We start from the raw sequence: 24,486 nt of genomic DNA on the forward strand, positions 1-24,486 counted from the left end.
CACGCAATGCACGCCCGCTTCTCGCCCCGCATCGCCGTCGTCAGGCGCTCCGGCTGCGGGCGGTGAAGCGCGCTCAGGTAACACCGGCTGTACGACGCCCGGTTCCATCCCGGCCGCAGCCAACCGAAGGGTTCCCGCCGCTTCGGCTCCGCCAACACCGTCAGGCCCGCACATTCCACGTCCAGCCCCTTCTGCGTGTGGTCGAGCGCTTCGCCCGTCAGGGCGCCGCCGGTGAGCACGCGCGGCAGGCCCTCGACGATCGCGCCCAGGAGGATCTTCTCGAGCGGGTATCCGACCGGAAGCGAGAGATGCACCGGCTGGCCGACCGCCGGGCCGCCCAGCGAAATGACTCGTTCCGTCACGGGGCACGATTCCGAAAGCGCGCGGTCCGCCGCCAGCACGCCTTCCGTCCGCACCGCCCAGACTGGGCCGTCCCCACCTGCCTTCAGGCCGAGCCCGCGGGCGACCAGGGCGAAGTGGTCCATCGGGTAGCGCCGCGGAATCGTCACGATCTGAAGCCACGCCAGGCCTCGAAGGTTCTCGTGAAGCGTCTCCGCCAATTCGGTTTCGACGTCCGGCACCACGAGGTACATGGGCTGGTACTCGAGGAGCGACTGGAGGTGTTCCAGACCCCGCGCGAAAGCGTCCAGTCGGCCGGCCAGTTGCGCGTCGCCGCGCGCGAGGAACGGCTCGAGCCGCACCGTCGAAACGATGACTGCGCGCGGCGCGACGAAGGGGTCCGGCAACCGGCCTGTGTGCGCGTCTTCGAAAAACGGCCAGGCGCCGAGACGCACCAGCGCGCGGCGCTTCGCGTCCCCGTCGCCGTGGACCGGATGCGTTTCCGCCGGTCCCCGCCGCGCGTTCTCAAGGACCAGGTGGCCCTTGACCGCCCCCAGCCGCACCGTCCCGGCGCGGGGCGCGAGCAGAGGCACGTCGAAGTTCGCAGGGTCCGTGGCGAGGACATGGCCCGTCTTGACCGCCTCCCCGTTTCCGACAGCCAACTGCGTGAAGGAGAACCGCCGGCTCCCGAGCGGCAGCCAGAGCGTGTCGGCCTCCGCCGGCGCGCGGATCTCGCCCGCGGGTCGCCCCGCCAGCGGGACGTTGTAGCCGCCTTTCCGCTTCAGCCGCATCCGGGTTCCCCGGAGGTCTGTTGCGTGTCCTAATCCGTCCGGGCAGAAATGGTTCCGGGGATTCTGTGCGAACGGACCCGGGAAATCAAGCGAAGATTCACCGACCAGGCATCTAGACGCGAGGGTCAGCCCGCAGTCAGGCGTTTGGCACAAGGAGGCCCTTGATGTACCCGTCGGTCCCCGTGACGGCCATCTCCATCCCCTTGGCCGCCTCCTCGAGCGTGAACCGGTGCGTCAGGATACGGTCCATCGCAAACAGGCCATGCCGGAGCATCTGGAGACCCCGCCGCATGTCCTCGTCGAAGTCCAGCGACCAGGCCGGATGGGCGAAGATTACCTGCGTCCCATTGAGGGCGAGCGGCCAGAGGTCGTAGGTGGCGGGCTTCATGTGGCTCGCGGGGACGAGCAATTTGGCGCGCGTGTAGCGGACCACGTTGGCCGCCAGGTCGAACCCCGCCGGGCTGCCGGAGAACTCGATGACGACCTCGGCCCCCTTGCCGCGCGTCTGGTTCATGATGGTCCGCCACGCGTCCGTCTCTTTGGCGTTGATCGTTCGCGTCGCGCCGAGTTCGCGCGCCAGGGCGAGCCGGTCCGCCCGGATGTCCACCGCCGTGATGCTCGCCGCCGCGCTCCGGGCCAGACACGTCAGCGTCATCAGGCCCATCGCGCCGCACCCGATGAGGACGACGTCGTCGCCCGGCTCCGGGTTGGCCGCCCGCGCGACGTTGACGACGCAGGCGATCGGCTCGCCGAGCGCGTGCTCCATCGGCACGTCGTCCGGCACGGGAATCAGCCGGTCGGTCGGCGCGGCCGCGTGGGTGGCGAAACAGTATTCGAATCCGCCCGTCACGCGCATCCCCGGCCGGATCCGCTCGTCCGGCGGGTTCGTCTCGACGACGATGCCCGATGCCTCGTGCCCCAGGACCACCGGCAACGTCCGGTCGGGGTCGTGACCCAGGTACACGTGGACGTCGGTCATGCAGTATCCGCAGGCGGCGATTTCGACGATCGCGTAGCCCGGCCCAATCTCCAGATTGCGCTCGGCGATTTTCATCCGCCTCGGCCCCGTCAGCCGCACTTCACGAATCCTCATGGCCGGTCCTCCGGCTCAAAATAGCGCATGGGCGACTTCTTGAACTCGGTCGTGGAGAAGAGGAGGGCATGATTGGCGGCGCCGATTTCCTGCGCCAGCCGGTCCGCGAGAGCGCGGACGGCTTCCTCGCTTTGGCCATGGATCATCGCGTAGAGCGTGTACGGGAAATCGGGAATCGGCGGGCGGCGGTAGCAGTGGGTGATCTCGGGCCGCTCCGCCAAGGCGCGGCCGGCCTCATCCACGCGGTCCGCCGGCAGGTTGAAAACCGCCATGCCGTTCGCTCGGTATCCGACGCGGCGATGGGCGACGACCGCTCCAAACCGGCGAATAACCCCTTCTTCCATCCACGCGCGGATTTGTGAAAGGACCTCTTCGACCGTTCGGCCGACGCGCTTCGCTACGGAGGCGAAAGGCTCCGCCTCAATCGCGATGCCATCCCCGAGCGTCCGCACAAGTTGCCTCTGCTTGTCGTCAAGTTCTGGGGAGGGTGATTCCTTTCGCGGCAGAACTCCGGACGTCGCCTCGTCTGCACCGAACACGGCGCGGATCTTGTACGCAGCCAGCGCGGGCAGGCTGTAAAACACGATGCCCGTCTCCCGGCGCAGGGCGTCCAGCGTCTCCGCGATTTCCCTTTCCGATTGCGCCGTCAGGGTGAACCAGAGGTTGTAGTCGCCCCGGCGCTCGTAGTTGTGCGTCACGCCGGGAAGCCGGCTGACGCGCTCCGCGACTTCCGCCAATCGTTCGGCCGGCACGCGCGATGCCGCCAGCGTCGAGGTGTAGCCCAGTCGCCGCGAGTCGAAGACCGGGCCGACGCGCCGGATGACGCCGGCCTCCGCCAGACGCCGGATGCGCGCAAGAAAGTCCTCCGGCTCCATACCGAGTCTCTCGGCCAGCACGTCGAACGGCCGTGCCGCGACCGGAAACTCCGTCTGAAGGAGCGAAAGAATCCGCTGGTCTTCGCTGTCCATCGCGGTCCTCGGGCGTCACTCCTTCGCGGAGGTGCGTTTCGGCCGGTAAAGGCAGAACGGTTCTTCCGACAGGTAATCGCCGGTCATAGCGTAAGCGCGGGCCCGGCATCCGCCGCATACGGGGCCGTACTCGCACTCGCCGCAACTTTCCCGATAGGATCCCACGTCGCGCACCTTCCGGAAGACCTCGGACGTCTCCCATATCTTGTGAAAGTCGAAGCCTTCACGCCTCAGGTCCCCGCACTCGACGTCCAGGAATCCGCAGATCTGGACCTTGCCGTTGTGTGCGACGAAGGCGAACGACTTGCCGCCCATGCACCCTTGTCCCTGCGGCTCGGGCTCGCCCGCCCGGCGCCGCTCGCGAAGGATCCGCTGGTACTGCGGGGCGCACGTCACGCGGATCTGCGTTGCCGACTTGCCGCGCTGCTCCGCGAGCCACCGAAGCGTTGCCTCGTACTCTTCGGCCGAGAGTTCCTCGTCGGCGATCTCGCGGCCCCGGCCGGTCGGCACCAGGAAGAACGGGTTGAACACGATCGCGCCCAGGCAAATGGCCAGGTCGCGGATGGCCGGCAGTTCCGCGACGTTGTACCGCGCGACGGTCGTGTTGACCTGGAACGACAGGCCTGCCCGCTTGGCCGCCTCGATGCCCCGCAGCGCGGCGTCGAACGCGCCCGGAACGCCGCGGATGGCGTCGTGCGATTTGGCCGTCGCGCCGTCCAGCGAGATGGAGATGTGGCGGATGCCGGCGTCCATGAGACGCTGCGCCGTTTCGTCGTCCAGGCCCATGCCGCATGTCGCCAGGACGACCGGCAGGCCGAGCGCCCGGCCGCGCTTCGCCAAGTCGAACACGTCGCCGCGAAGGAGCGGTTCCCCGCCCGTCAGGATCAGGATCGGCTGGCAGAACGACGCGATGTTCTCGAGCAGCCGGTAACCTTCGTCCGTCGTGAGGTCGTCGGCGTCGGCTACCGGGCGGGCGGCGGCGCGGCAATGGCGACAGGCCATCCGGCACGCGCGCGTCAGTTCCCACGCGATCAGACGAGGTGTGAACCTCGGGCGGCCGCTTGAAGGTCCGGTGCCATCCACGTGTTACTCCTCGCCGACCTCGCCTGTAAGGCCGATCTCGTCGTCCGTCAGATAACATGCCGGGTCAGGCGCCCAGGGGTCGCCGGTGACGGCCTCGGCCCGGGCCCGGAAGTTCCCGCCGCAGAGGTCGAGGAACCGGCACCGCGCGCATCGGCCCTTCAGATGCGCCCGGCGGTGGCGCAGGGCGGCCAGAAGCGGGTCCGTGCCGTCCGACCAGATTTCGCCGAACGTCCGTTCCGCAATGTTTCCCAGCGACTTGTGACGCCAGAACTGGTCGGGATAAACCTCGCCGTCCCATCCGATGGAGGCGATGCGCGATCCGCTCGCGTTGCCGCCGTTCTGCCGCAGCAGCCGGAGCGTCTCCTCGGCCCCGGGGTGCTTCTCGCGGGCCATCCTCAGGTATAGGTACGGTCCGTCGGCGTGGTTGTCCACCGTGAGAACCTCCGCGCGGTGGCCGACCGCGTAAAGACCGGCCGTCCGGTCGATGATGAGGTCCACGGCCCGGCGCGTCGCCTCGTGGTCGAGGTCCTCGCGCCTCAGGAGATTTCCCCGGCCGGCGTAGACGAGATGGTAGAAGCAGACGCGCGGCAGGCCCTCGTCGCGGACGAGGTCGAAGACGTCGCCGATCTCGGCGGCGTTGCGGCGCGTCATCGAGAACCGCAGGCCCACTTTGATCCCCGCTTCGCGGCAGTGACAGATGCCCGCCAGCGCCTGGTCGAACGCCCCCTCGACGGTGCGGAACGCGTCGTTCGTCTCGCGCAGGCCGTCGAGCGACACGCCGACGTACCGCGTGCCCGCCTCCCGCAACCGCTCGGCCACGCGGCGGTCGATGCGCGTGCCGTTCGTCGAGAGGACCGGCCGGATGCCGAGTTCCGCTGCGCGGCGAATGAGCGTAAAGAGGTCCTGTCGCATGAGCTGCTCGCCGCCCGAGAAGAGCACCACCGGGACGCCGAAGCGGGCCAGGTCCTCGAGCATTGCCAGCCCGGCGTCGGTCGAAAGTTCCTTCTTGCCCGCGGGGCCGGTGGAGGCCGTGTAGCAGTGCACGCACCGCAGGTTGCACGCGCGCGTGCAGTTCCAGACGACAATGGGCCGGGGCATGCGGCTGGTCGAGCGCGCGGCGCCCTCACCGTAGCGCAGGGCGTCCGAGCGTTCGCGGGCACCGCAATAGAGTCTTGAGATTCCGATCATCGGCGTTCCGCTTCTTCGGCGGCGACGATGGCAGCCACCAGGCCGTCGATCGTGTGCGGGTCGGCCTCGGCTGCCGGTTCGATGCCCACGGCGCGGAGGGCCGCGCTGGTGCTCGGCCCGATGCTGGCCGACCGGGCGCGCGACGCGCGGACCGCACCGACCCGGATCGCCGAGAAGAAGTTCTTCACGGTGGACGAACTGGTGAACGAGAGCCAGTCGACCTCGTCGCGGGCGAGCATTGCGGCGATCGTCTCCGCGCCCTCATTATTCGCCACCGTGCGGTAGGCCGTCAACTCTGTCACGTTCGCGCCGCAGGCCGCAAGGCGCTCCACGAGTTCCTTCGGGGCGATGTCCGCACGCGGGCAGAGGATGCGGGCGCCCTTGAGATTGGCCTGTGCCGCGAGCGATTCGACCAGCCCTTCGGTCGTGAACGTGGCCGGCACGAGGTTCGCGCGGACGCCGAACGCGGCGAGGCGCTCGGCCGTCGCCGAGCCCATGGCGGCGATGCGCTGGCGCGCGAGCGCGCGGGCGTCGAGCCCCGCGTCGGCCAGGGCGCCGAAGAACGCCTCGACGCCGTTCGCGCTCGTGAAGAGGATCCAGTCGAACGCATCGCGGTTTTCAATCGCGCGGCGCAAAGGGGCCGGGTCGGCGGGCGGCTCGATCCGGATGGCGGGCGATTCGACGACCATCGCGCCGAGCGCCTCCAAGCGCCCCGCGAGGGCCGATGCCTGGCTCCGGGCGCGCGTGACGACGATCCGCCGGCCGAAGAGCGGACGCTGCTCGAACCACGCGAGGCGGTCCCGCAAGAGAACGACTTCGCCGATGACGATGACGGCGGGCGGCGCGAGGTCGGCCTCGCGCGCCCGCTCCGCGAGCGTCTGGACCGTGCCGGCGACGACGCGCTGCCGGGGCGTCGTGCCCCAGCGGACGACGGCGGCGTGCGTGTTCGCCGCCAGGCCGTGCGCCATCAGGTTCTCGCAAATGGAAGCGAGATTCGCGACGCCCATGTAGAAGACGAGCGTCCCTTTCCAGAGGGCGAGCGAATTCCAGTCGAGGCCCGATTCGCCCTTGTCGTCCGTTTCGTGGCCCGTGACGAACGCGACGGCGCTCGCCAGGCCCCGGTGCGTGACGGGGATGCCGGCGTAGGCGGCTGCGGCGACGCCGGCCGTCACGCCCGGGACGACCTCGAATGGGATGCCGGCGTCGGCGAGGGCGAGGGCCTCTTCGCCGCCGCGCCCGAACACGAACGGGTCCCCCCCTTTGAGGCGGACGACGGAGCGTCCCGCGCGGGCCCGCTCGACGAGGAGGGTGTTGATCTCGTCCTGCGAAAGCGTGCGTTGGCCGGCCTGCTTGCCGACGTAGATGCGCTCCGCGCCGTCGGGCGCCTCGTCCAGGAGCCGCTCGGAGACGAGGTGGTCGTACACGACGGCGTCGGCTGCGCGGAGGCATTCGAGGCCGCGCAGGGTCACGAGGCCCGGGTCCCCGGGCCCGGCCCCCACCAGATAGACGCGTCCGGGGTTCACTCGTCTTGCTCCAGGGCGTCGAGGTCGAACATTCGGCGAATGATCTCGACGGTGGCCAGGGTTTCGCTCAAGGGCGCTTCTTCCGACAGGCCGCGCAGGAAGGTGAGCGGGTCGTGCAGGAGGCGCCCGCAGAGCGATTGCGTGAATTGTTCGAGTTGCGGCTGCTCGGCATCGCTGAACCGGCTGCCGTATTGCCGGACCAAGTCCTGCTGAATCTGCTCGAGGCGTTTCTGGAGGAGGCGGATGGTCGGAGCGACCTGAAGCGATCCGACCCATTTGTCGAAGGCGCGGACCTCTTCGGCGACGATCGTCTCGGCCCGCGGGATTTCGGCGCGCCGGCGATCCAGGTTTTCCTCGACCAGGCGCTCCAGGTCGTCCAGGTTGAAGAGCCGGACGTTCGGCAGGTGGCCGAGGCGCGGATCCGCGTCGCGCGGCAGGGCGATGTCGAGGATGACGAGCGGCCGGCCGGACGCCGCGATCGGTTCCGCCAACGTCTCGTAGTCCAGAACAATCCCGGGCGACGCGGTGGATGCCAGCACGAGATCCATGCTGCCGATGAGGCGCGGGATCTCTTCCAGTCCGACGGCCTCGGGTCGCAAGGGTTCCCCGGCGCCGCCGACGTCTTCTGAGGCGGCGGCTTCCGGAGTTGCTTGGCGCAGGAGCGCAGGGCAGGCGGCGTTGTCGGCTGTCTCGTCCGCGGGTATTTCCTTGCCCTTGGGCAGGCGCATCAGGCCCTCGGCCAACCGGCGGGCGCGCTCGACCGTGCGGTTGGCGACGACGAGCCGGCCGGCGCCCGCGCGGAGGAGAATGCGTGCGGCGAGTTCGGCGTTTCGGCCGGCGCCGACGAGGAGAATGGTTTTTCCCTCCAGGCGTCCGAGGTGCCGCCGCGCGAGTTCCACGGCGGCCTGGGCGATGCCGGCGGAGCCCCGGCCAAGGTCGGTCTCCGTCTGGACGCGCTTGCCGACGCGGAACGCCCAGTGCAGAAGTTTGTTGAGGAGGAACCGGACCGAGTGGGCCTCGACCGCCAGGCGGTAGGCCGCCTTGACTTGGCCGAGGATCTGGTGCTCGCCGACGATCTGCGAGTCGAGCGATGCAGCCACGCGGAACAGGTGCTCCACGGCCGCGAGGCCGTCATGGCGGTAGAAAAGCGCCGGGTCGGCGGAAGGGGCGGTTCCCTTGAGTCGGCCGATGTGGTCGACGAGGTAGGCGAGGGGGTTGCTCGCATCCGCGGTGACGAAATAGACCTCCGTCCGGTTGCAGGTGTCGAGGACGAGGACCTCTTCGAAGGCGTCTTCGCCGTGGATTCGCTTCAGGAGCCGCCGCGACAGGTCCGGTCCGAGGGCGAACGCTTCCCGCACCGCCACGGGGGCGGTCTGGTGGTTCAGCCCGATGACCGAAAGTTTCCGCGTTGGCATGTCGTGCCGTCCCGTTAGAAGGCAAGCCGCAATTATAACAAACCCGCGGGGCGGCGCGAAGGGCCGGAGAAAGGGCGTCTTTGCCCCGAAACCCGGCTGTTTCGGCGATCTTCCTGTGGCCAGGGCCGGCGCGTTCTGGTAGGATGAGCACCTCGCTCGGCAGCAAAGGGAACTGATGAGGCGGATGCGTGCGATCGGGCTATGGGTCACGCTGGCGGCCGTCGGCGCCCTCGCGGCGCTGTCGGTCGTCGGGACGTTTCGGGGGGCCGAAGGCGCCCGCGCGCTGTTCACATCGGAACCGCTCGCCGTCTTCTGGATCCTGCTGGCGGCGTTTCTGGTCGCCTGTTTCTTTTTCGGGACGGGCCTCCTCCGGTCGCCGGGCTTGGTGGCGATGCACGTCGGCAGCATCCTCATTCTCGTCGGGGCGATGTGGGGTTCTGACAAGGGCCACTCCGTGGCAGAGAAACTCCTCGGCCGGAAGAAAATTCCGCATGGTTACATGATGATCCCCGAGGGCACCGCGACCGACGAGGTGGCCGATGACGCGACGGGCGAGTTGGTCGGGCGACTCCCGTTCCGGGTCGGCCTGAAGGATTTCCGGATCGAGTACTACCCGGCCAAGGGGCCGTGGGAATTGTGGTTCGGGATGCCGGTGCCGCCGGGCCACGCGCCCCAGATGGGTTGGGTGCCGATTGCGTGGAAGGAAGGCGAGGAGGTTTCCGTCGGCCGGACGGCGCTTCGCGTCCGTGTGATCCGGTACTTGCCCGGCGCCCGGCCGGTCCGCGGCGAGGCAGGGGAGATTGCAGGCGCGGCGCCGGATTCGCGGAGTCGGACGCCCGCCATGGAGGTTGAGGTCGCCGTTCGCGACCGGGAGTTCCGCGGTTGGATTCTCGTGCCGGAAGGAGAGGATCGGGCGAGTCTGTCGCTCGCGCCGATTATGCCGGAAGATCTGTCGAAGGAGGCCGCGCCGAATCTCTGGCTCGTCCAGCCCCGGGGCATGCCGAAGGATTACTTCAGCGACCTGGCGGTTCTGGAGGGCGGGGCGGTGGTGGCCGAGAAGACGATTGAGGTGAACGATCCGCTCGGCTGGGGCGGGTACCATTTCTACCAGTACGATTACGATCACGAGCGGGGAGAATACACGGTCCTTTCGGTCCGCTCGGATTCGGGGCTCTACGCGGTCTATGCGGGATTCGTGCTGCTCGTCGCGGGGGCGTTCGTGCGGTTCTGGGTCGAGCGCGCCTGGACGGGCCTGAGGCGACGGAGGAGCGATGGAGTTCAGGCCGACGCCCGTTAACTGGATGGTCCTCGTGGCGATGGGCGCCTACGTGGCGTCCGCGCTCGTGCTCGTCGCGGGCGCGCTCGCCGGGCGGGGGCGCGCCGGAGGCAGAGCCCCGCGCGTGCTTTGGGCTCCGGGATGGGCGCTCTATGCGGCGGGGTTCGCCGTCTCGCTGGCCGCCTGGCTCGTCCGGTGGCAGGAAGTTCAGCACGCGCCGCTCCAGAACCTTTACGAAGTGTTCCTGACGATGGGCGCGCTGATGCTGCCGATCTCGCTCTTCTGCCGCCGGGCGCTTCGCGTCGGGGCGGAGTGGGCGGATGCCGTTCTCGCGGCCGTGGTGCTCTTTCCGGTGGCGATGGTGTTCAACCCCGATCCCCAGCACCTGCCGGCCGCGCTCCAGAGTCCCCTGTTCGTCCCGCACGTTGCGACGTACCTGGCGGCCTACGTTGTTCTCGGCAAGGCGGCGGTCCAGGCGTTCGGGCGCCTGGTTCGTGGCCCGGCGGAGCGTGTCGGGAAGACTTTGGTCGGCGGCTCGGCCTCCCTCGAGCGGGCGACGTACACGATGGTGTGCTTTGGTTTCCCGCTGCTGACGCTCGGCCTGGTGCTGGGTGCCTGGTGGGGCAAACTCGCCTGGGGCGACTACTGGAACTGGGACCCGAAAGAACTCTGGTCCTTCGTCTCGTGGCTCGTGTTTCTGGCGTACCTGCACTTCCGGGCGGTTCGCGGCCCCCGGTCGCCCGTGGCGGGGTCGCTCCTGGTCCTGGCGGGCACGGCGTGCATCCTCATCACGCTCTTGTGGGCGAATCTCTCGCGCCTCTTCGCCGGCCTCCATTCCTACGCCACATAACGCGCCGGCTGCTTAGGCGCCCCGACGCGAAGCACTACGGTTCGTCCGCTCCGCCGACGAGAGGGACGAATCGGCACGGACAAAACTCGATCCGGTCCACCTGCCCGCCGCGCTTCTCGAGCCGCGCGAGAATCTGCCCCCCGAACGCGCCCACCGGCGTCACCAGGACGCCCGGGTCGCCCAGTTGTTCGAGCCAGACTTGCGGGACTTCCTCCGCCGCCGCGGCACAGAGAATGCGGTCGAACGGCGCTTCCTCGGGCCAGCCCGCCCGGCCGTTGCCGGCGCGGTAACGGACGTTCCTGTGGCCGAGCCGCTCCAGCGTGCTGCGCGCCTGCGCGATCAGCATCGCGTGGACCTCGATGGTATAGACCTCGGCCGCCAGGAGCGCGAGGATCGCCGTCTGGTATCCCGAGCCCGTCCCGATCTCCAGGACCCGCTCCGTCCCGCGGAGGTCGAGGCTCTGGGTCATGATGGCGACCATGTAGGGCTGGCTGATGGTCTGGCCCGCGCCGATGGGCAGCGGCCGGTCCTCGTAGGCGTGAACTTTCTGGTCGGCCGGCACGAAGGCCGCCCGGTCCACTCGCCGCATCGCCTCCAGGACGCGCGGGTCGCGGATGTCGCGGCTCGCCAGTTGGGTCCGCACCATTGCGTCGAGCCATCCCGCAGCCGGGTCCATGCGGCTTTCCTCGCTCACTCCATTCCTATTATATAGCGCAGCGCAAGCCGCAGGAAACGCAGCGGTTCCGTCACGGGATTGATCTTCGACTTCGCTTCGCCGTAAATCGTCGCGACGCTTACTTCGCGGATCTTGAGGCCCCGCCGCTGCCGATGATGACGACATCCGCACCCGTCGGCTGGTCCATCGGACGCCCGCCTTCCTGGCAACTTTCCCGCGCAACCCCACTATAGTGCGTGCGGCCGGCCGGGGCAAGTGACGGAATCGGGACTGCCGAACCGCTTTTGACACGGCATGCCCCGCCGGTATATACTCGGCTTGCCGCGAGGCGGCGGGAGGCGGCCTTGTCCCAATCGAAGGCCCGATGAATCGGAGGCACGACATGAACCGGACACTGTTTGCAGCAGCGGCCGCCGTCCTGGGCGGCGCACTGGTGACGGCCGCGCGGTTGGCCGCGACGGCCGAGATAAAGGAGTCCGCCGCGCCGGCGCAAGCGAAGGAGGCCGCCGCCATGCCCAATCCCTTCTACGCCATGGACACCTACACCAAGGACCTGGACCTGGTGAAGGAACTCGGCTACGCGGGCCTGAGTTGGACGCTGGGCGACCCCAAGGCCTCTCAGGCGGCGGCCGGGCAGGCCAAGGAGCGGGGCCTCAAGATCTTCGCCATCTATTGCGGCGTGACGCTCGACAAGGACAAACTCCAGTTCGACCCGCGTCTCAAGGACACCCTGGCCGCCCTCAAGGGCCACGACACGCTCATCTGGCTGCACATCAGCAGCAAGGACTACCCGAAATCGTCGGCCGACGGCGACGCGACGGCCGTGGAGGGCCTCCGGGAGATCGCCGACCTGGCCGCCGCCCAGGGCCTCCGCGTGGCCATCTATCCGCACGTGGGCAACTGGACCGAGCGGGTGCAGGACGCCGTGCGCGTGGCCAGGAAGGTGGACCGCAAGAACTTCGGCGTCACCTTCAACCTGTGCCACTGCCTGGCCGTGGGCGACGAGGACAAGATTTCCACGCTCCTGGAAGAGGCCGCCCCGCACCTGTTCATGGTCAGCATCAACGGGGCCGACTCGAAGGCCCCCGGCGGCGGATGGGGCCGCCTGATTCAGACGCTGGACCAGGGCACGTTCGACATGGTGCCGCTGCTTAAGAAATTGCAGGCGGTCAATTACCGGGGGCCCATCGGCCTCCAAGGCTACGGCGTCAAGGGCGACGCCAAGGACAACCTGGCCCGCTCGATGGCCGCCTGGCGGCAACTCTCGGCCCGGGCGATGCAGTAGCCCGCGCATCGCAGGTCGGCTCGCCGCAAGGGCGGGCCTCGCTACCTGCGAATCAGGGGGGAATAAACGAAGAACGGAGGATCACATGAATCGCAGAACACTCTTAAAGACCGTGCCGGTCCTTACCGTGCTGGCCGCCGCAGGGTTCGCCAGGGCCGAGGAGGCCGGCACGGCGCCCGGTCCCGCGCAGGGCCTGCAACCGATTGCGCTGCCGAAGCCCCAGACCGACGGCGGCAAGTCCGTCCTGGCGGCCCTCCAGGAAAGAAGGACCAATCGCAGCATCAAGCCGGATGCGCTGCCCCCGCAGATGCTGTCGAATCTTCTCTGGTCGGCGTTCGGCGTGAACCGCGACAAGGGGGGCGGCCAGGTGGGTCGAACCGCTGCATCGGCCAGCAACTCCCAGGAAATCGACCTTTACGTCATCCTGCCCGAAGGCGTGTACCTCTACGAGGCGGTTCCTCACCGCCTGGCGCCGGTTGTCGCCGGGGACCTGCGCGCCAAGGTTGCCGACCACGGTCGCGGGGGCGGCGCGGCCAAGGCGCCGGTGAATCTCATCTTCGTCGCCGACATCGCCAAGTTCAGCAAGGCCAGATTCCAGGAGCCGGGCTTGAAAGACCCGGAGATCCAGAAATCCTATTACTGCGTCGCCACGGGCCTCATCGCCGGAAACGTGTACCTGTTTGCCGCCTCGCAAGGCCTGGCCGCCTGGTTCCACAACTGCAATAAGCCCGCCCTGGCTGCGGAGTTGAAACTGCGGCCCGACCAGCGCGTCCTCTACGCCCAGACCGTGGGTTACCCGGCGTAGCGCCGGCCGGCGCAGGGGCGCTCCAGAGCGCGCCGCGATGCGCACGGCCTCGCCGCGGACCCGCGGCTCGTGGACGACGGCACAGACGACTACCGCCTCCGCCCGGGCAGCCCCTGCATTGATGCCGGCGCCCCCGCCTCTTGCCCCTCTGAGAAGGTGCCCGTGTTTTTCGGTTCCCGGTTGCCGGTTCTCTGTTCCCGCCTTCTCCCCCTGTGGGAAGTGGTCTGACTGCTGTTGTCAACGGAGGCACGCAGGCACTCAGGCGCTTACCGGCGTGCCGCTTGACCTGGCCGGCGGGATGCTTGATAATTGGCCGACCGAAAGGAGACGCCCGTGTCCCGCATCATCACGCTGTTGACGGATTTCGGCATTGCGAGCACCTACCCCGCCCAGATGAAAGGGGTGATCCTGGAGCGGTGCCCCTCGGCCAGGCTGGTGGACCTCTCGCACGAGGTGCCCCGGCACGACGTGCGGACGGCCGCGTTCATGCTGGCCAGTGCCGTGCGGGCCTTTCCCGGAGGCACGATTCACGTGGCCGTTGTGGACCCTCAGGTTGGCTCCGCGCGCCGGGTACTGGCGGCCGAATCGGCGGGACAAACCTATCTGGCCCCGGACAATGGGCTTCTGACGGTCGTCCTCGGCGGGAAAATCGGGCGAGGCACGGGCGCCGCGGCCGCCCGCGTCGTCAGCGTCGAGGACCGCGCGCTCTTCCGCTCCGACGTGTCAAGCACATTCCACGGGCGGGACATTTTCGCTCCCGTCGGCGCGGCTTTGGCGTGCGGCGCGGCCCTTGAGAACCTCGGGCCGGAGATCGAATCTATCCAGCGGCTCGACGTTCCCGCGTCGCGCCGCGAGGCCGGGGCCGTCAAGGGCGAGGTGCTCTACGTGGATCCGTTCGGCAACCTGGTGACGAACGTCATCGCGGGCGAGTTGACCGAATCGGAACTGGCCCGGATCGTGGTTTACGTCGGCGGGGCGGTGATCCGCGGCCTCTCGCGGGCCTACAGCGACGTCGCCGCCGGCATGTTGCTCGCCTACGTCGGCAGCGCGGGCTTCCTCGAGGTGGCCGTCAACCGCCAGAGTGCTGCCTCGCGTCTTGCGGCCGACGTTGGCACCTCCGTCCGCATCGGGTTCGAGGCCCCATGAGCCTTCCGCGCGACCGCTCCGAGCGCCTGCGCCGGGCCGACAAGGCCTCCCTCTGGCACCCCTTCACCCAGATGGCCGAGTGGGTCGCGGGCGACCCCGTCGTCATCGAGCGAGGCGAGCGCGAGTTCATCATCGACACGGACGGCAACCGCTATATCGACGGCATCTCGAGCCTGTGGTGCAACCTGCACGGCCATCGGCGGCGGGAGATCGACGATGCCGTCCGACGCCAACTTGACCGGATCGCGCATTCGACGCTTCTGGGTCTCGCCTCGCCGCCCTCGATCGAACTGGCCGAACGCCTTGTCGCTTTTGCGCCGAAAGGCCTGTCGCGCGTCTTCTACTCCGACTCCGGGGCGACGGCCGTCGAAGTCGCCCTCAAGATGGCGTTCCAGTATTGGCGACAGTGCAAGCGCCCGCGGCCCGAGAAGACGACGTTCGTCAGCCTCATGCACGGCTACCACGGCGACACGCTCGGGGCCGTGAGCGTCGGGGGAATCGACCTGTTTCACGAGACCTACCGGCCGCTCCTCTTTCCGACGCTCCACGCGCCCTCGCCATATTGCTACCGCTGTCCGCTTGGCCTGGGGCCGGAAGGCTGCGGCATGGCGTGCGCGGAGCGGATGGAGGAGTTGCTCGAGGCGCGCGGCCGGGAAGTGGCCGCCGTCATCCTCGAACCGTGCGTCCAGGGCGCCGCGGGCATCATCGTCCATCCCGAGGGGTATCTGCGTCGCGTGGCCGACGCCTGCCGGCGGCACGACGTTCTCCTCATTTGTGATGAGGTGGCGACGGGGTTCGGGCGGACGGGTCGGCTCTTCGCATGTGAACACGAGGGCGTCGAGCCGGACCTGTTGTGTCTCGGCAAAGGCATCAGCGGGGGCTACCTGCCTCTCGCCGCCACTCTCGCGACTGAGAGAATTTACGAGGCGTTCCTCGGCGAGCCGGCCTCCGGCCGAACGTTCTATCATGGCCATACGTACACGGGCAACGCGCTCGGGTGCGCGGCCGGGCTGGCGAGCCTCGACGTCTTTGAGAAGGACCGCGTTCTGGATCGCATCGGCCAGTTAGCCCGGCAGTTGGCCGAGGGCCTGTCGCGGCTGGCGGAACGCGCGCACGTCGGCGAGGTTCGCCGCAAGGGACTCATGGCGGGCATCGAACTGGTGGCCGACCGCGCGACGCGCGAGCCCTTTCCGCCGGAGGAGCGCCGCGCTTGGCGGGCTTGCGTGGCGGCGCGTCGTCACGGCGTGTGGGTGCGTCCGCTCGGCGACGTCGTCGTCCTCATGCCGCCTTACTGCATTTCGGACGAGAGCCTGGGGCGGCTCGTCGCGGGCGTCTCGAAGGGCATCGCGGAGGTCACCGGCGAATGAATCGCGGATTCTTCATCACGGGCACCGACACGGGCGTCGGGAAGACCGTCGTCGCGGCGGCGCTGGCCATCGTTCTTCGCGAGAGCGGGCGGGATGTCGGCGTCTTCAAACCCGTGGCCTCGGGCTGCGTCCGCCGGCGCGAAGGCCTCGTCTCCGAGGATGCTGAGTTCCTCGCCAAGGCGGCCGAGGCCCCCGAGACGCTCGAGGAGATTTCGCCGATCCGGTTCGAGGCGCCCCTGGCGCCGACGGTGGCGGCGGCGCGGGCGGGCGTCGAAACGGATCTCGAGCCGATGTGGGAGGCGTGGCGGCGCCTCCGCGACGCCCACGAAATTCTCCTCGTCGAGGGCATCGGCGGGATCCTTTGCCCCGTGACGCCGGCGATGAGCGTGGCGGACCTCGCGAAGGAATTCCGCTTGCCGCTCCTGGTCGTCGCGAGGTCGACGCTGGGGACGATCAACCATACGGCCCTGGTGATCGAGGCGGCGCGGGCTCGGGGCCTCGCGGTGGCCGGCGTCGTCATCAACCGCTACAACCACGAGTCGCCGGACTTGGCGGAGATGACCAGCCCCGACGAGATTTGGCGCGTCACGGGCGTTCGGGTCCTCGGCCTTGTGCCGGAAGACCGGGCGACGGATTTCCGTGCGGGCGTCGTGGGGCCGGACGTACTCGCCGCGGTGCGCCAGTTGCCCCTCAACCGCCTGCTGGCGTGATTCGGCCGGGCGAAACCGTTTGGGCTTGACACCGGCGCGCCGAGGCGTATCATTGAATCGACTTTGTTGAAGTGTGGGCGATTAGCTCAGACGGCTAGAGCGCCTGCTCGACACGCAGGAGGTCACTGGTTCAAGTCCAGTATCGCCCACCATGCGTGGTGCAGGGCCTGCGGGGGGCTGAACCCGCGGGTTTTTCCATTGGGGCGAGGTCGAGTGATTCACGCTTCTTCGCTGGAGCAAAAGAGGAAAATTTCACTAAACTCCTTGCTTGACATGCTTGGCTTCCATGGTATATTTAAAGGTAGCATCACCACGTGGGACCCGGTGAGAAGAGAAGGGCGGTTCCCATCGTTGCCGTACCCTCGGATGTACCCTGAGGACAATCCGGGGAGGGGGTCGGCCTCTCGGGGCGAATGCTGCGGCGCGCGAGCGCCCGGTTTGGCATCCACTTGACGTATGGGCAGGGGGGACGGGAAAGGAAGCATCCATGGCGAAGAAGAACGTTGGGAAAGCGCAGTTGCAGGAGTGGGCGCGCGGGTTCAGTCTTCTTTCGGACCCCACTCGCTTGGGCGTCTTGAAAATGCTGTCCCAGAGCCCCAAGAATGTCACCGCGCTGTGCAAAGGGCTCGGCCTTAAGCAGCCCACCGTCAGCCATCACCTCGGCCTGCTGCGCATGGGGCGGATCGTGATCGGCACCCGCAAGGGCAAGTCCGTCATCTATTCGGCGGACAAGGCGGCGCTGAAGATGCTCGGCGTGGCCTGTGGCAAGTTGACGCCCAGGAAGTAAGGGGGCGCCATCCGCCGCCCGTGGTTTTGAGGGCGGCAGGTCCCTCTTTGCCTGGCCGGGTTCCGGCGCGCCGGAATTTCCGCGGGCATGTCTCGGCGCGCGTGAGGTGCCGAGCGCGGAGACTGCGGCGCGCATGCGGCTGATCAAGGGAACGGGTAGTTGCCCGTTCCCTTCTTCTTTCTTGCACTGGCCGGACTCCTTGTGCTATGAGAAGGCGCCGCGTGATCCTGCCGCCGGCCGGCGGCCGAGAGCGAGAGGAGGCTTGCGATGAAAGCCCGAGTCGATGCCGAACTCTGTGTCGGGTGCGGGGCTTGTGTCGATATCTGTCCCGACGTGTTCGACATGCCGGGCGACACGGCCGTTGTCAAGGCCGACCCGGTCCCGGCCGAGCATGAGGACGCGGTCTGCGAGGCGGCGGAGGCCTGCCCCACCGAGGCGATTGCCGTCGAAAAATAGCGGCCGAGATGCTCACGCCGGCGCGGCGTCCGGACCGGCGATTTACGAAGGGAGGCTCGGAGCATGTTCCGGCTTCGTGAGCACGGGACCACCGTGGGGGCCGAAATCCGCGGCGGCCTGGTCACGTTCCTGACGCTCTCTTACATCCTCTTCGTCCAACCGGCGGTCCTTTCCGCCGTCGGCATGCCCCGCAACGACGTCTTCGTCGCCACGTGCGTCTGCTCTGCGCTGGCCTGTTTCCTGATGGGTATCCTGACGAACTATCCGTTCGCGCTGGCCCCTGCCATGGGTCACAACTTCTTCTTCGCCTTCATGGTCTGTAGCGCCCTGGGCTTCGGGTTTCTCTGGCCGGAGGCGCTCCTGGCGAACCTCATCGCCGGCGCGATTTTTCTTTGCTTGAGTTTCGTCGGCCTGCGCGAGGCGATCATGCAGGCCGTCCCCGAGAGCCTCAAGTACGCCATCGCCGTCGGCATCGGTCTCTTGATCGCCTTCGTCGGACTTCAATACGGCGACATCGTCCAGAACAGTCCGGCCGTGCTCGTCCGCCTGGGCGATCTGGCAAACCCCGTTGTCCTCGTCGTGCTCGCGGGGATCGCCGTCACCGCCGTCCTGACGACCCTCCAGTTCCGCGGCGCCATCCTCGGCGGCATCCTCGCGACGGCGATCCTCGCGGTGGTCCTGGGGCGGGTCGCCTACCATCAGCCCGACGGCCTGGAGTGCATCACCGAGGGGCAGTTCCTCGAGCGGGCCGGCATCACGCGCGGCGCCGTCGATGCCACCGTGCCGGTGCCTCCCGGCGCGGTCCGTGTCGTCCTCGCCGAGCCGCGCCCGAGCGAGTCGCTTCTCGGGCGCGTCGTCGCGCTGCCTCATTGGCCTCACGAAACCCTCGGCGCCGTCTTCCGAAAGCCCCTCGACCTTTTCAGGAACCATTCGCTGGCCGACGTCCTCCTCGTCATCTTCATCTTTTTCTTCCTGGATATGTTCGACACGGTCGGGACGCTCATCGGCGTTTCGGAGCGCGCGGGGTTCCTGGACGAAAAGGGCCAACTCCCGCGCGCCCGCTGGGCCCTTTTCTCGGATGCCGCTGGAACGGTCATGGGCGCGATCGTCGGCACGAGCACCATTACGACCTACGTTGAAAGTGCCGCAGGGGTGAAAGAGGGCGCGCGGACGGGTCTGGCGGCCATTGTCACCGGCGTGCTGCTGCTTCTGGCCCTCGTCTTCGCACCCCTCGTGGAGATGGTCGGCATGGGCGTGCACTTCATTCACGCCGAGACCGGAGAAACGCTCCGCCAGGTTGTCGCCGGCACGCCGGTCGAGATCAAGTTCTATCCGGTCATCGCGCCGGTGCTTGTCGTGATCGGCGTCATGATGATGGGCAGCGTCCGAAAGATCCGCTGGGAGGACTACGACGAGGCGATTCCGGCCTTTCTGACGATCGTCGTGATGCAGTTCAGTTTCTCGATCACGGACGGCATCGCGTGGGGGTTCATCAGTTACGTCCTTCTGAAACTCGTCACGCGCCGGGCGCGCGAGATCCACGGCCTCGTGGCGCTCTTCGCGGCGCTCTTCGTCGGCATGTACGTCGCCCGGGCATTCTTGACGGGATCCTGAGCGCCCGTGCGGTACAGCCTGGAAGGTCCACAAGGATGATGCGGATAGTGGTTTTGGTCTGGATCGTCGGCTTGCTGGTCGTCCTGCCGACGGCGGCGACGGCCGCCGAGGACGGCGGCTTCATCATGGTCGACGCCAAGCGCAAGACCGCCGACGCCAAGTGGACCCCCCAGAAAACCGTCACCCTGGAGCACCTCGCCGGCTTCGTGCCGCCGAAGACGGTCCGCCTGAACCCGTTCGGCGGCAGGGCCGACAGGAAAGTCCCCGCAGCCGGTTTCTTTCGCGCCCGCCAGGTGGACGGCCGGTGGTGGCTCGTGGATCCCGCAGGAAGCCTTTTCTACAGCGTCGGCTGCTGCTCGGTGAGTCGGAACGGGATGGACAACGGCAAGGCGGCTCTGTGCGCGCGGTTCGGAACCGACAAACAATGGGCCCAAGCCACCGCCGCCCTCCTCGCCCAGAATGGGTTCAACACGCTCGGCTGCTGGTCCGATTGGCAGGCGTTCCAGAGCGAGCCCCTGATGTTCCCTTATACCACCCAACTGAACTTCATGAGCAGTTACGCCAAAGAGCGCGGAAGGGCGCAACAGGCCACCGGCCACGTCGGCTTCACGAACGACTGCATCCTCGTCTTCGAGCCCGAGTTCGAGACCTTCTGCAACGAACGGGCCCGCAAGATGATCGCCCCCCTGAAAGACGACCCCTATCTCCTCGGCCACTTCTCGGACAACGAATTGCCGTTTCCGTCGGATGCCATCGAGCGATTCCTCAGGCTGGACGCCGCGGACCCGAACCGGCGGGCGGCCCAGGCGTGGCTCGACGCCCGCGCCGGAGCCAAGGACCCCAACGCCTTTCTCGAATACCTCGTTGAAACCTACTATCGCATCGTCAGCCGCGCCATCCGCCAGGCCGACCCCAACCACCTTTTTCTCGGCTCGCGGCTGCACGGCAGCGATCTCGGGCGCGAACCGGTGTTCCGCGCGGCCGGCAAATTTGCCGACGTCCTCTCCGTCAATTACTACGGCGCCTGGACGCCCGACAACCGACGCATGGCCGACTGGGTCCGCTGGTCCGGCAAACCGTTCCTCATTACCGAGTGGTATGCCAAGGGGATGGACAGCGGATTGCCGAACAATTCCGGCGCCGGCTGGACCGTCCGTACTCAGGCGGACCGCGGCCAATTCTACCAGAACTTCACTCTCGGCCTGCTCGCCCAAAGCGGATGCGTCGGCTGGCACTGGTTCAAGTACATGGACAACGACCCGACCAACACGCACGCCGACCCCTCGAACCGCGATTCCAACAAGGGCATCGTCTCCAGTACCTACGAGCCCTATCCGGACCTTCTGAAAATGATGCGCGAACTGAATCAGCAGGCCTACCCGCTCATGGACTTCTTCGACGCCCGCGCGCCCGCTCAAGGCAAATGAACAAGGGGCCTAAGCGCCCTGCCGGCGGCCCTCACCGCCCCAGCACGTCGGCCATGGAGTAGAGGCCCGGTCCCCGGTCGGCCACCCAGCGGGCGGCCCGAAGCGCGCCCCGCGCGAAGGTGTCGCGCGTGTGGGCGACGTGGTTCAGTTCCAGCCGCTCTCCCAGGCTCGTGTAATAGACGATGTGTTCGCCGACGATGTCGCCGCCGCGGATGGCGTGGATGCCGATCTCGCCGGCCTGCCGCGGGGGATGGCCGGGGCCCCGGCCGTGGACGGCCGACTCCGCCAGGTCCCGCCCCGTCGCCCTCGCGATCTCCTCCGCCAGTTTCAGGGCCGTCCCCGACGGCGCATCTTTCTTGAACCGGTGATGGGCCTCGACGATCTCAATGTCGTACTCTGGTCCGAGCGTCCGCGCCAGGTCCGCTGCCGCGTGAAAAAGGACGTTCACCCCGACGCTCATGTTCGGCGATAGGACCACCGCACACCGCTTCGACGCCGCGGCAATCCGCTTCCGCTGTTTATCCGAAAACCCCGTCGTCCCGATCACTGCTGCCGTGCCGCGCTCCGCACACGCCGCGATGCGCTCGACCGCGCCTTCGGGGAGCGAAAAGTCCACCAGGACATCGAGCGCGCGCGGAAGGTCTGCGGCAACGCGGATGCCGCTTTCGCCCGCACCGGCCAGCACGCCCGCGTCGGACCCGAGGCACGGATGGCCTGGCGCTTCGAGGGCGCCGACGAGTTCCAGGTCGTCCGCCTCCCGGATGAGCCGCACGAGCGCCCGCCCCATCCGCCCCGCGGCGCCGGAAACCACCACGTGAATCATGTCCTGCCTCCCGAGCAAGTGGCCGTCTGCGAATCTGAGATCGGGAATTTCAAATCTCAGATCTCAAATTGCAAATCCGGGCTCAGGCCTGAATGGCCTCGATGATTTTTTTGAGGTCGTCCGGCACGACGATCGGCCGGTTCGCGTGCTTCGCCGCCCGGACGCCGTAGTCGCCGTACCTCTCGCGCAGCGCTTCGTCGGCCAGACTGTGATACGCCACCGTGAGGTTCGGGTCCTTCAGAGCGTGGCCCGTCAGGACGCAGGCGACGCGGTCGCCCGCGCCGATGACGCCGGCCGCCCGGAGTTTCCGTGCGCCGGCGACGCTGGCGGCCGAGGCTGGCTCGCATCCGAATCCGCCCGCGCCCACCTGGGCCTTGGAGTCTAGGATTTCCTGGTCCGTCACGGTCTCCACGATGCCGTCCGTCCACTCGATCGCCCGCAGGCACTTGGCGAGATTCACCGGCCGATTGATCTCGATCGCCGAGGCGAGGGTCTTCGCCCGGCGGTTCTCGGCCTCCATCCGCTCGTAGAAGGCCGCGATGCGAGCCTCGTCCACGCGGCCGTCGTTCCAGCAAACCTTCTCCTCGTTCACGATACGGTAGAGCGTGTCGGCGCCCGCCGCGTTAATGACCGCTATCCGCGGCGGCCGCTTGATGAGGCCGAGTTCCTGGAGTTCCTTGAACGCCTTGCCGAAGGCCGACGAGTTCCCGAGGTTTCCACCCGGGACGACGATCCAGTCGGGCGCCTCCCATCCGAGGCCCTCGAGGATGCGATACATGATCGTCTTCTGCCCCTCGAGGCGGAACGGGTTCAGGGAATTCATGAGGTAAATCTGAAGTTCCCTTGCGACCTCTTTGACGCGCTGCATGCACACGTCGAAATCGCCTTCGACCTGGAGCACCCGCACGCCGTAGTCGAGCGCCTGGGCGAGTTTGCCGTAGGCGATCTTCCCGCTCCCGACCAGGACGACGGCCGGGATCCGTCCGTCCACGGCGCTATAGAGCGCGACCGACGCGCTCGTGTTGCCGGTCGAGGCGCAGATCGCGCGCTTCGCCCCGACGCGGTGCGCGTGGCTGTACGCCGCGGTCATCCCGTTGTCTTTGAAACTGCCGGACGGGTTCAGGCCTTCGTACTGGAGGAAGAGACGGCCGGCCCCGAGGCCCACGTATGGCGCGACGCGGTCCGCCCGCTGAAGGATCGTCCGCCCTTCGCCGACCGTGATGATGTGCTCGCGCGCGGCAAAGGGAATGAGTTCGTGGAACCGCCAGACGCCCGAGAACGCGAGCGGGTCGGCCTGATCGGCCCACTTCGCCTCGAAATCTTTCAGCCGCCGGGGCAGGGCGGCCTTCGACCAGTTGTACCGCACGTCCAGCAGGTTCCCGCACTTCGGGCACTCGAAGAGCGGCTCCTCGACGCCGAACGTCGCCCCGCACGCCGGCTTGATGCACGCCTGATGCGCAATGTCGGTCCGGACTTTGATGGTTGTAACCCTTTCCTGAACATGCAGACGCCGCCCGCACGGCGCGACGGCATTCTACCGGCTTGAGGACCCGGCCTCAATCAAAATGGTTCCGGGGGAAGGATATGGGCGAGCCGGTCCGGCGTCCTACCCCCGCCGGCCGCAGCACTTCTTGTACTTCTTCCCGCTGCCGCACGGGCAGGGGTCGTTTCGGCCGACCTTCGGCGCCTCGCGCACGATTTGTTTGACGGCCTCGCCTTCCTCGGCCATGCGGCCCTGCTGGTGCGCCTCGAGGGCGGCACGCTGCTGGGCCTCGTAGGCGCTGGCGGCGACGGCGTGTTCGCTCGATTGGCCCGCCCAAATCCGCGCGAGCGCCTCCTGCCGCACCCACCGCGCACGGAAGATGAGGTCCGTAAACTTGTCCCGGGTCGAATCGAGCATCTGCTCGAACATTTCCAGCCCTTCGCGTTTGAACACCAGGATCGGCTGCTGTTCCGCGTAGGCGTGAAGCCCCACGCCGGACCTCAGCATGTCCATCTGATACAGGTGGTCCTTCCACGACGTGTCGTGGGCCTGAAGCAGGAGGTACCGTTCGAGTTCGGTCATTCGGGCGCGGCGATCGCTCCGGGCCCGCCTCAGCACGAGGGCGATCATGACCTCCTCGCGCGCGAGAGGCTCGCCGGCCTCGGGCGTCCCGCCGCTGGCCGTCGACGCGTCCAGCCACGCCTCGACGAACTCGCCCGGCGTCATCTCGAGGCCGAGCCGCTGGTTCGCCCACTGGGCGAGCGCCTGCCAGTGCTCCTCCGCGTCCAGGTCCGGCGCCGGCAGGTGGCGGCGAACGCCTTCCTCGACGGTGCGGCGAAGGCGCTCGCTCGATTCAAATTCCCGCGCGACCGCGAGCAGATGCTCCCGCACTTTTCTCGGGTCCCGGTCGCGGATGTCCTCCGCCTTCACCTCCGCCAGGTAATACCGCGACGCCCACCTCGCCAGGCCCTCGAAGTCCTGGTTCCCCTGGCCGATCTGCGGCGTCAGGTATTCCTCGATGGCGAACTCGATCGGGTAGGTCCGCTCCTTCGCCTCGTAGAGCGTCCCCAGGCGCTCGAGCAGCGTCTCGACGGCGGCCCCGGGGTCCTTTCCGGCGAAGTCGGACGCTTTCAGGTTCATGTCGAACTTCTTGTTGCCCCACTCCGCCAAGGCCGCCTCGCGGAAATCGTTCCGCAGAAATTCCTGGACCCGCAAAAGGTCCGTCGCCTCGAGCCGTTCGTCCGCCGCACGCTCCAGGCGCTCCTCGATTTCCTTCTTGCTCGCGTTCTTGAGGTCCGATTCCCGCAGTCTCACGTCCAGGTGTGCCTGGGCCCACGCGACGAGCGACGCGTAATCGGGCTTCGGTGGGGGCTCGCCGTCG

Annotated in this window: 21 protein-coding genes, 1 tRNA gene and 2 pseudogenes; 12 read left to right on the forward strand and 12 right to left on the reverse strand. The window is 67.9% G+C overall.

What is annotated here, in order from left to right; genetic code table 11:
- The 7 genes from NTX40_09900 to hemA all read right to left on the reverse strand — a co-directional run.
- The coding region (locus tag NTX40_09900) for a hypothetical protein (protein MCX5649390.1) at positions 1-1,130 on the reverse strand (1,130 nt) is incomplete at its 3' end.
- Positions 1,131-1,266: 136 nt separating this feature from the next.
- Complete coding sequence (locus NTX40_09905) at positions 1,267-2,223, reverse strand: zinc-binding dehydrogenase (GenBank protein MCX5649391.1); 957 nt, start codon at positions 2,221-2,223, stop codon at positions 1,267-1,269.
- Positions 2,220-3,191 carry an AsnC family transcriptional regulator gene (locus tag NTX40_09910; protein ID MCX5649392.1) on the reverse strand — a complete coding sequence of 324 codons (972 nt, stop codon included), beginning with the start codon at positions 3,189-3,191 and terminating at the stop codon, positions 2,220-2,222. Before NTX40_09910 ends, NTX40_09905 begins: the two co-directional genes overlap by 4 nt.
- Before the next feature lie 15 nt (positions 3,192-3,206).
- Complete coding sequence (locus NTX40_09915; protein MCX5649393.1) at positions 3,207-4,274, reverse strand: radical SAM protein; 1,068 nt, start codon at positions 4,272-4,274, stop codon at positions 3,207-3,209.
- A 3-nt stretch (positions 4,275-4,277) separates the two neighbouring features.
- Positions 4,278-5,462 carry a radical SAM protein gene (locus NTX40_09920; GenBank protein ID MCX5649394.1) on the reverse strand — a complete coding sequence of 395 codons (1,185 nt, stop codon included), beginning with the start codon at positions 5,460-5,462 and terminating at the stop codon, positions 4,278-4,280.
- The gene (gene cobA, locus NTX40_09925; GenBank protein ID MCX5649395.1) at positions 5,459-6,985 is read right to left on the reverse strand and encodes a uroporphyrinogen-III C-methyltransferase; all 1,527 of its coding nucleotides are present in this window, start codon (positions 6,983-6,985) and stop codon (positions 5,459-5,461) included. Before cobA ends, NTX40_09920 begins: the two co-directional genes overlap by 4 nt.
- Positions 6,982-8,400, reverse strand: a complete 1,419-nt coding sequence (gene hemA / locus NTX40_09930; GenBank protein MCX5649396.1) for a glutamyl-tRNA reductase — start codon at positions 8,398-8,400, stop codon at positions 6,982-6,984. Before hemA ends, cobA begins: the two co-directional genes overlap by 4 nt.
- 175 nt (positions 8,401-8,575) lie before the next feature.
- On the opposite strand from hemA, the gene NTX40_09935 reads away from it, so the two are divergent.
- Positions 8,576-9,697, forward strand: a complete 1,122-nt coding sequence (locus NTX40_09935; GenBank protein ID MCX5649397.1) for a cytochrome c biogenesis protein ResB — start codon at positions 8,576-8,578, stop codon at positions 9,695-9,697.
- Positions 9,672-10,526 (forward strand): cytochrome c biogenesis protein CcsA, encoded by an 855-nt coding sequence (gene ccsA / locus NTX40_09940; protein MCX5649398.1) that lies wholly within the window; start codon positions 9,672-9,674, stop codon positions 10,524-10,526. The genes NTX40_09935 and ccsA overlap by 26 nt, the downstream gene beginning before the upstream one ends.
- 34 nt (positions 10,527-10,560) lie before the next feature.
- Here the strand turns inward: ccsA and NTX40_09945 are convergent, their stop codons facing one another.
- On the reverse strand, positions 10,561-11,202 hold the full coding sequence (locus NTX40_09945; protein MCX5649399.1) for a protein-L-isoaspartate(D-aspartate) O-methyltransferase: 642 nt from the start codon (positions 11,200-11,202) through the stop codon (positions 10,561-10,563).
- 382 nt (positions 11,203-11,584) lie between these two features.
- Here NTX40_09945 and NTX40_09950 point away from each other — a divergent pair, with 382 nt between their 5' ends.
- The 10 genes from NTX40_09950 to NTX40_09995 all read left to right on the forward strand — a co-directional run bounded on the left by NTX40_09950 (position 11,585) and on the right by NTX40_09995 (position 20,799).
- On the forward strand, positions 11,585-12,487 hold the full coding sequence (locus tag NTX40_09950) for a sugar phosphate isomerase/epimerase (GenBank protein ID MCX5649400.1): 903 nt from the start codon (positions 11,585-11,587) through the stop codon (positions 12,485-12,487).
- Between the two features lie 85 nt (positions 12,488-12,572).
- Positions 12,573-13,292, forward strand: a complete 720-nt coding sequence (locus NTX40_09955; GenBank protein MCX5649401.1) for a nitroreductase family protein — start codon at positions 12,573-12,575, stop codon at positions 13,290-13,292.
- Positions 13,293-13,625: 333 nt separating this feature from the next.
- The gene (locus NTX40_09960; protein MCX5649402.1) at positions 13,626-14,438 is read left to right on the forward strand and encodes an SAM-dependent chlorinase/fluorinase; all 813 of its coding nucleotides are present in this window, start codon (positions 13,626-13,628) and stop codon (positions 14,436-14,438) included.
- Positions 14,435-15,805: an adenosylmethionine--8-amino-7-oxononanoate transaminase gene (gene bioA, locus NTX40_09965; GenBank protein MCX5649403.1), complete on the forward strand. Its 1,371-nt coding sequence runs from the start codon at positions 14,435-14,437 to the stop codon at positions 15,803-15,805. Before NTX40_09960 ends, bioA begins: the two co-directional genes overlap by 4 nt.
- Positions 15,802-16,515 carry a dethiobiotin synthase gene (gene bioD / locus NTX40_09970; GenBank protein ID MCX5649404.1) on the forward strand — a complete coding sequence of 238 codons (714 nt, stop codon included), beginning with the start codon at positions 15,802-15,804 and terminating at the stop codon, positions 16,513-16,515. The genes bioA and bioD overlap by 4 nt, the downstream gene beginning before the upstream one ends.
- 75 nt (positions 16,516-16,590) lie before the next feature.
- Positions 16,591-16,667: transfer RNA gene (locus NTX40_09975), tRNA-Val, on the forward strand.
- 335 nt (positions 16,668-17,002) lie between these two features.
- Positions 17,003-17,302 carry a metalloregulator ArsR/SmtB family transcription factor gene (locus NTX40_09980; protein MCX5649405.1) on the forward strand — a complete coding sequence of 100 codons (300 nt, stop codon included), beginning with the start codon at positions 17,003-17,005 and terminating at the stop codon, positions 17,300-17,302.
- A gap of 267 nt (positions 17,303-17,569) precedes the next feature.
- Entirely contained in the window at positions 17,570-17,758 is a 189-nt protein-coding gene (locus tag NTX40_09985; GenBank protein ID MCX5649406.1) for a ferredoxin, read from the forward strand.
- A 63-nt stretch (positions 17,759-17,821) separates the two neighbouring features.
- Positions 17,822-19,372: an NCS2 family permease gene (locus NTX40_09990; GenBank protein ID MCX5649407.1), complete on the forward strand. Its 1,551-nt coding sequence runs from the start codon at positions 17,822-17,824 to the stop codon at positions 19,370-19,372.
- Between the two features lie 35 nt (positions 19,373-19,407).
- Complete coding sequence (locus NTX40_09995) at positions 19,408-20,799, forward strand: hypothetical protein (protein ID MCX5649408.1); 1,392 nt, start codon at positions 19,408-19,410, stop codon at positions 20,797-20,799.
- Positions 20,800-20,830: 31 nt separating this feature from the next.
- Here NTX40_09995 and dapB read toward each other — a convergent pair whose 3' ends face one another.
- The 4 genes and pseudogenes from dapB to NTX40_10015 all read right to left on the reverse strand — a co-directional run bounded on the left by dapB (position 20,831) and on the right by NTX40_10015 (position 24,245).
- Positions 20,831-21,622 carry a 4-hydroxy-tetrahydrodipicolinate reductase gene (gene dapB, locus NTX40_10000; protein ID MCX5649409.1) on the reverse strand — a complete coding sequence of 264 codons (792 nt, stop codon included), beginning with the start codon at positions 21,620-21,622 and terminating at the stop codon, positions 20,831-20,833.
- Positions 21,623-21,704: 82 nt separating this feature from the next.
- Entirely contained in the window at positions 21,705-23,102 is a 1,398-nt protein-coding gene (gene thrC, locus NTX40_10005) for a threonine synthase (protein ID MCX5649410.1), read from the reverse strand.
- A 126-nt stretch (positions 23,103-23,228) separates the two neighbouring features.
- Positions 23,229-23,342: pseudogene (locus NTX40_10010) on the reverse strand (SEC-C metal-binding domain-containing protein).
- 144 nt (positions 23,343-23,486) lie between these two features.
- Positions 23,487-24,245, reverse strand: a pseudogene (locus NTX40_10015) (hypothetical protein).
- Between the last annotated feature and the right edge of the window lie 241 nt (positions 24,246-24,486).

The organism is Planctomycetota bacterium (assembly GCA_026387035.1).
GTDB lineage: Bacteria > Planctomycetota > Phycisphaerae > FEN-1346 > FEN-1346 > JAPLMM01.

Coding starts and splice junctions, on each gene's coding strand:
- NTX40_09920 (MCX5649394.1), bottom strand. CDS start 5,462: ATGATCGGAATCTCAAGACTCTATTGCGGTGCCCGCGAACGCTCGGAC.
- NTX40_09945 (MCX5649399.1), bottom strand. CDS start 11,202: ATGGACCCGGCTGCGGGATGGCTCGACGCAATGGTGCGGACCCAACTG.
- NTX40_09980 (MCX5649405.1), top strand. CDS start 17,003: ATGGCGAAGAAGAACGTTGGGAAAGCGCAGTTGCAGGAGTGGGCGCGC.
- ccsA (MCX5649398.1), top strand. CDS start 9,672: ATGGAGTTCAGGCCGACGCCCGTTAACTGGATGGTCCTCGTGGCGATG.
- NTX40_09995 (MCX5649408.1), top strand. CDS start 19,408: ATGATGCGGATAGTGGTTTTGGTCTGGATCGTCGGCTTGCTGGTCGTC.
- NTX40_09990 (MCX5649407.1), top strand. CDS start 17,822: ATGTTCCGGCTTCGTGAGCACGGGACCACCGTGGGGGCCGAAATCCGC.
- NTX40_09985 (MCX5649406.1), top strand. CDS start 17,570: ATGAAAGCCCGAGTCGATGCCGAACTCTGTGTCGGGTGCGGGGCTTGT.
- dapB (MCX5649409.1), bottom strand. CDS start 21,622: ATGATTCACGTGGTGGTTTCCGGCGCCGCGGGGCGGATGGGGCGGGCG.
- NTX40_09955 (MCX5649401.1), top strand. CDS start 12,573: ATGAATCGCAGAACACTCTTAAAGACCGTGCCGGTCCTTACCGTGCTG.
- hemA (MCX5649396.1), bottom strand. CDS start 8,400: ATGCCAACGCGGAAACTTTCGGTCATCGGGCTGAACCACCAGACCGCC.
- bioD (MCX5649404.1), top strand. CDS start 15,802: ATGAATCGCGGATTCTTCATCACGGGCACCGACACGGGCGTCGGGAAG.
- NTX40_09935 (MCX5649397.1), top strand. CDS start 8,576: ATGAGGCGGATGCGTGCGATCGGGCTATGGGTCACGCTGGCGGCCGTC.
- bioA (MCX5649403.1), top strand. CDS start 14,435: ATGAGCCTTCCGCGCGACCGCTCCGAGCGCCTGCGCCGGGCCGACAAG.
- NTX40_09910 (MCX5649392.1), bottom strand. CDS start 3,191: ATGGACAGCGAAGACCAGCGGATTCTTTCGCTCCTTCAGACGGAGTTT.
- NTX40_09950 (MCX5649400.1), top strand. CDS start 11,585: ATGAACCGGACACTGTTTGCAGCAGCGGCCGCCGTCCTGGGCGGCGCA.
- NTX40_09905 (MCX5649391.1), bottom strand. CDS start 2,223: ATGAGGATTCGTGAAGTGCGGCTGACGGGGCCGAGGCGGATGAAAATC.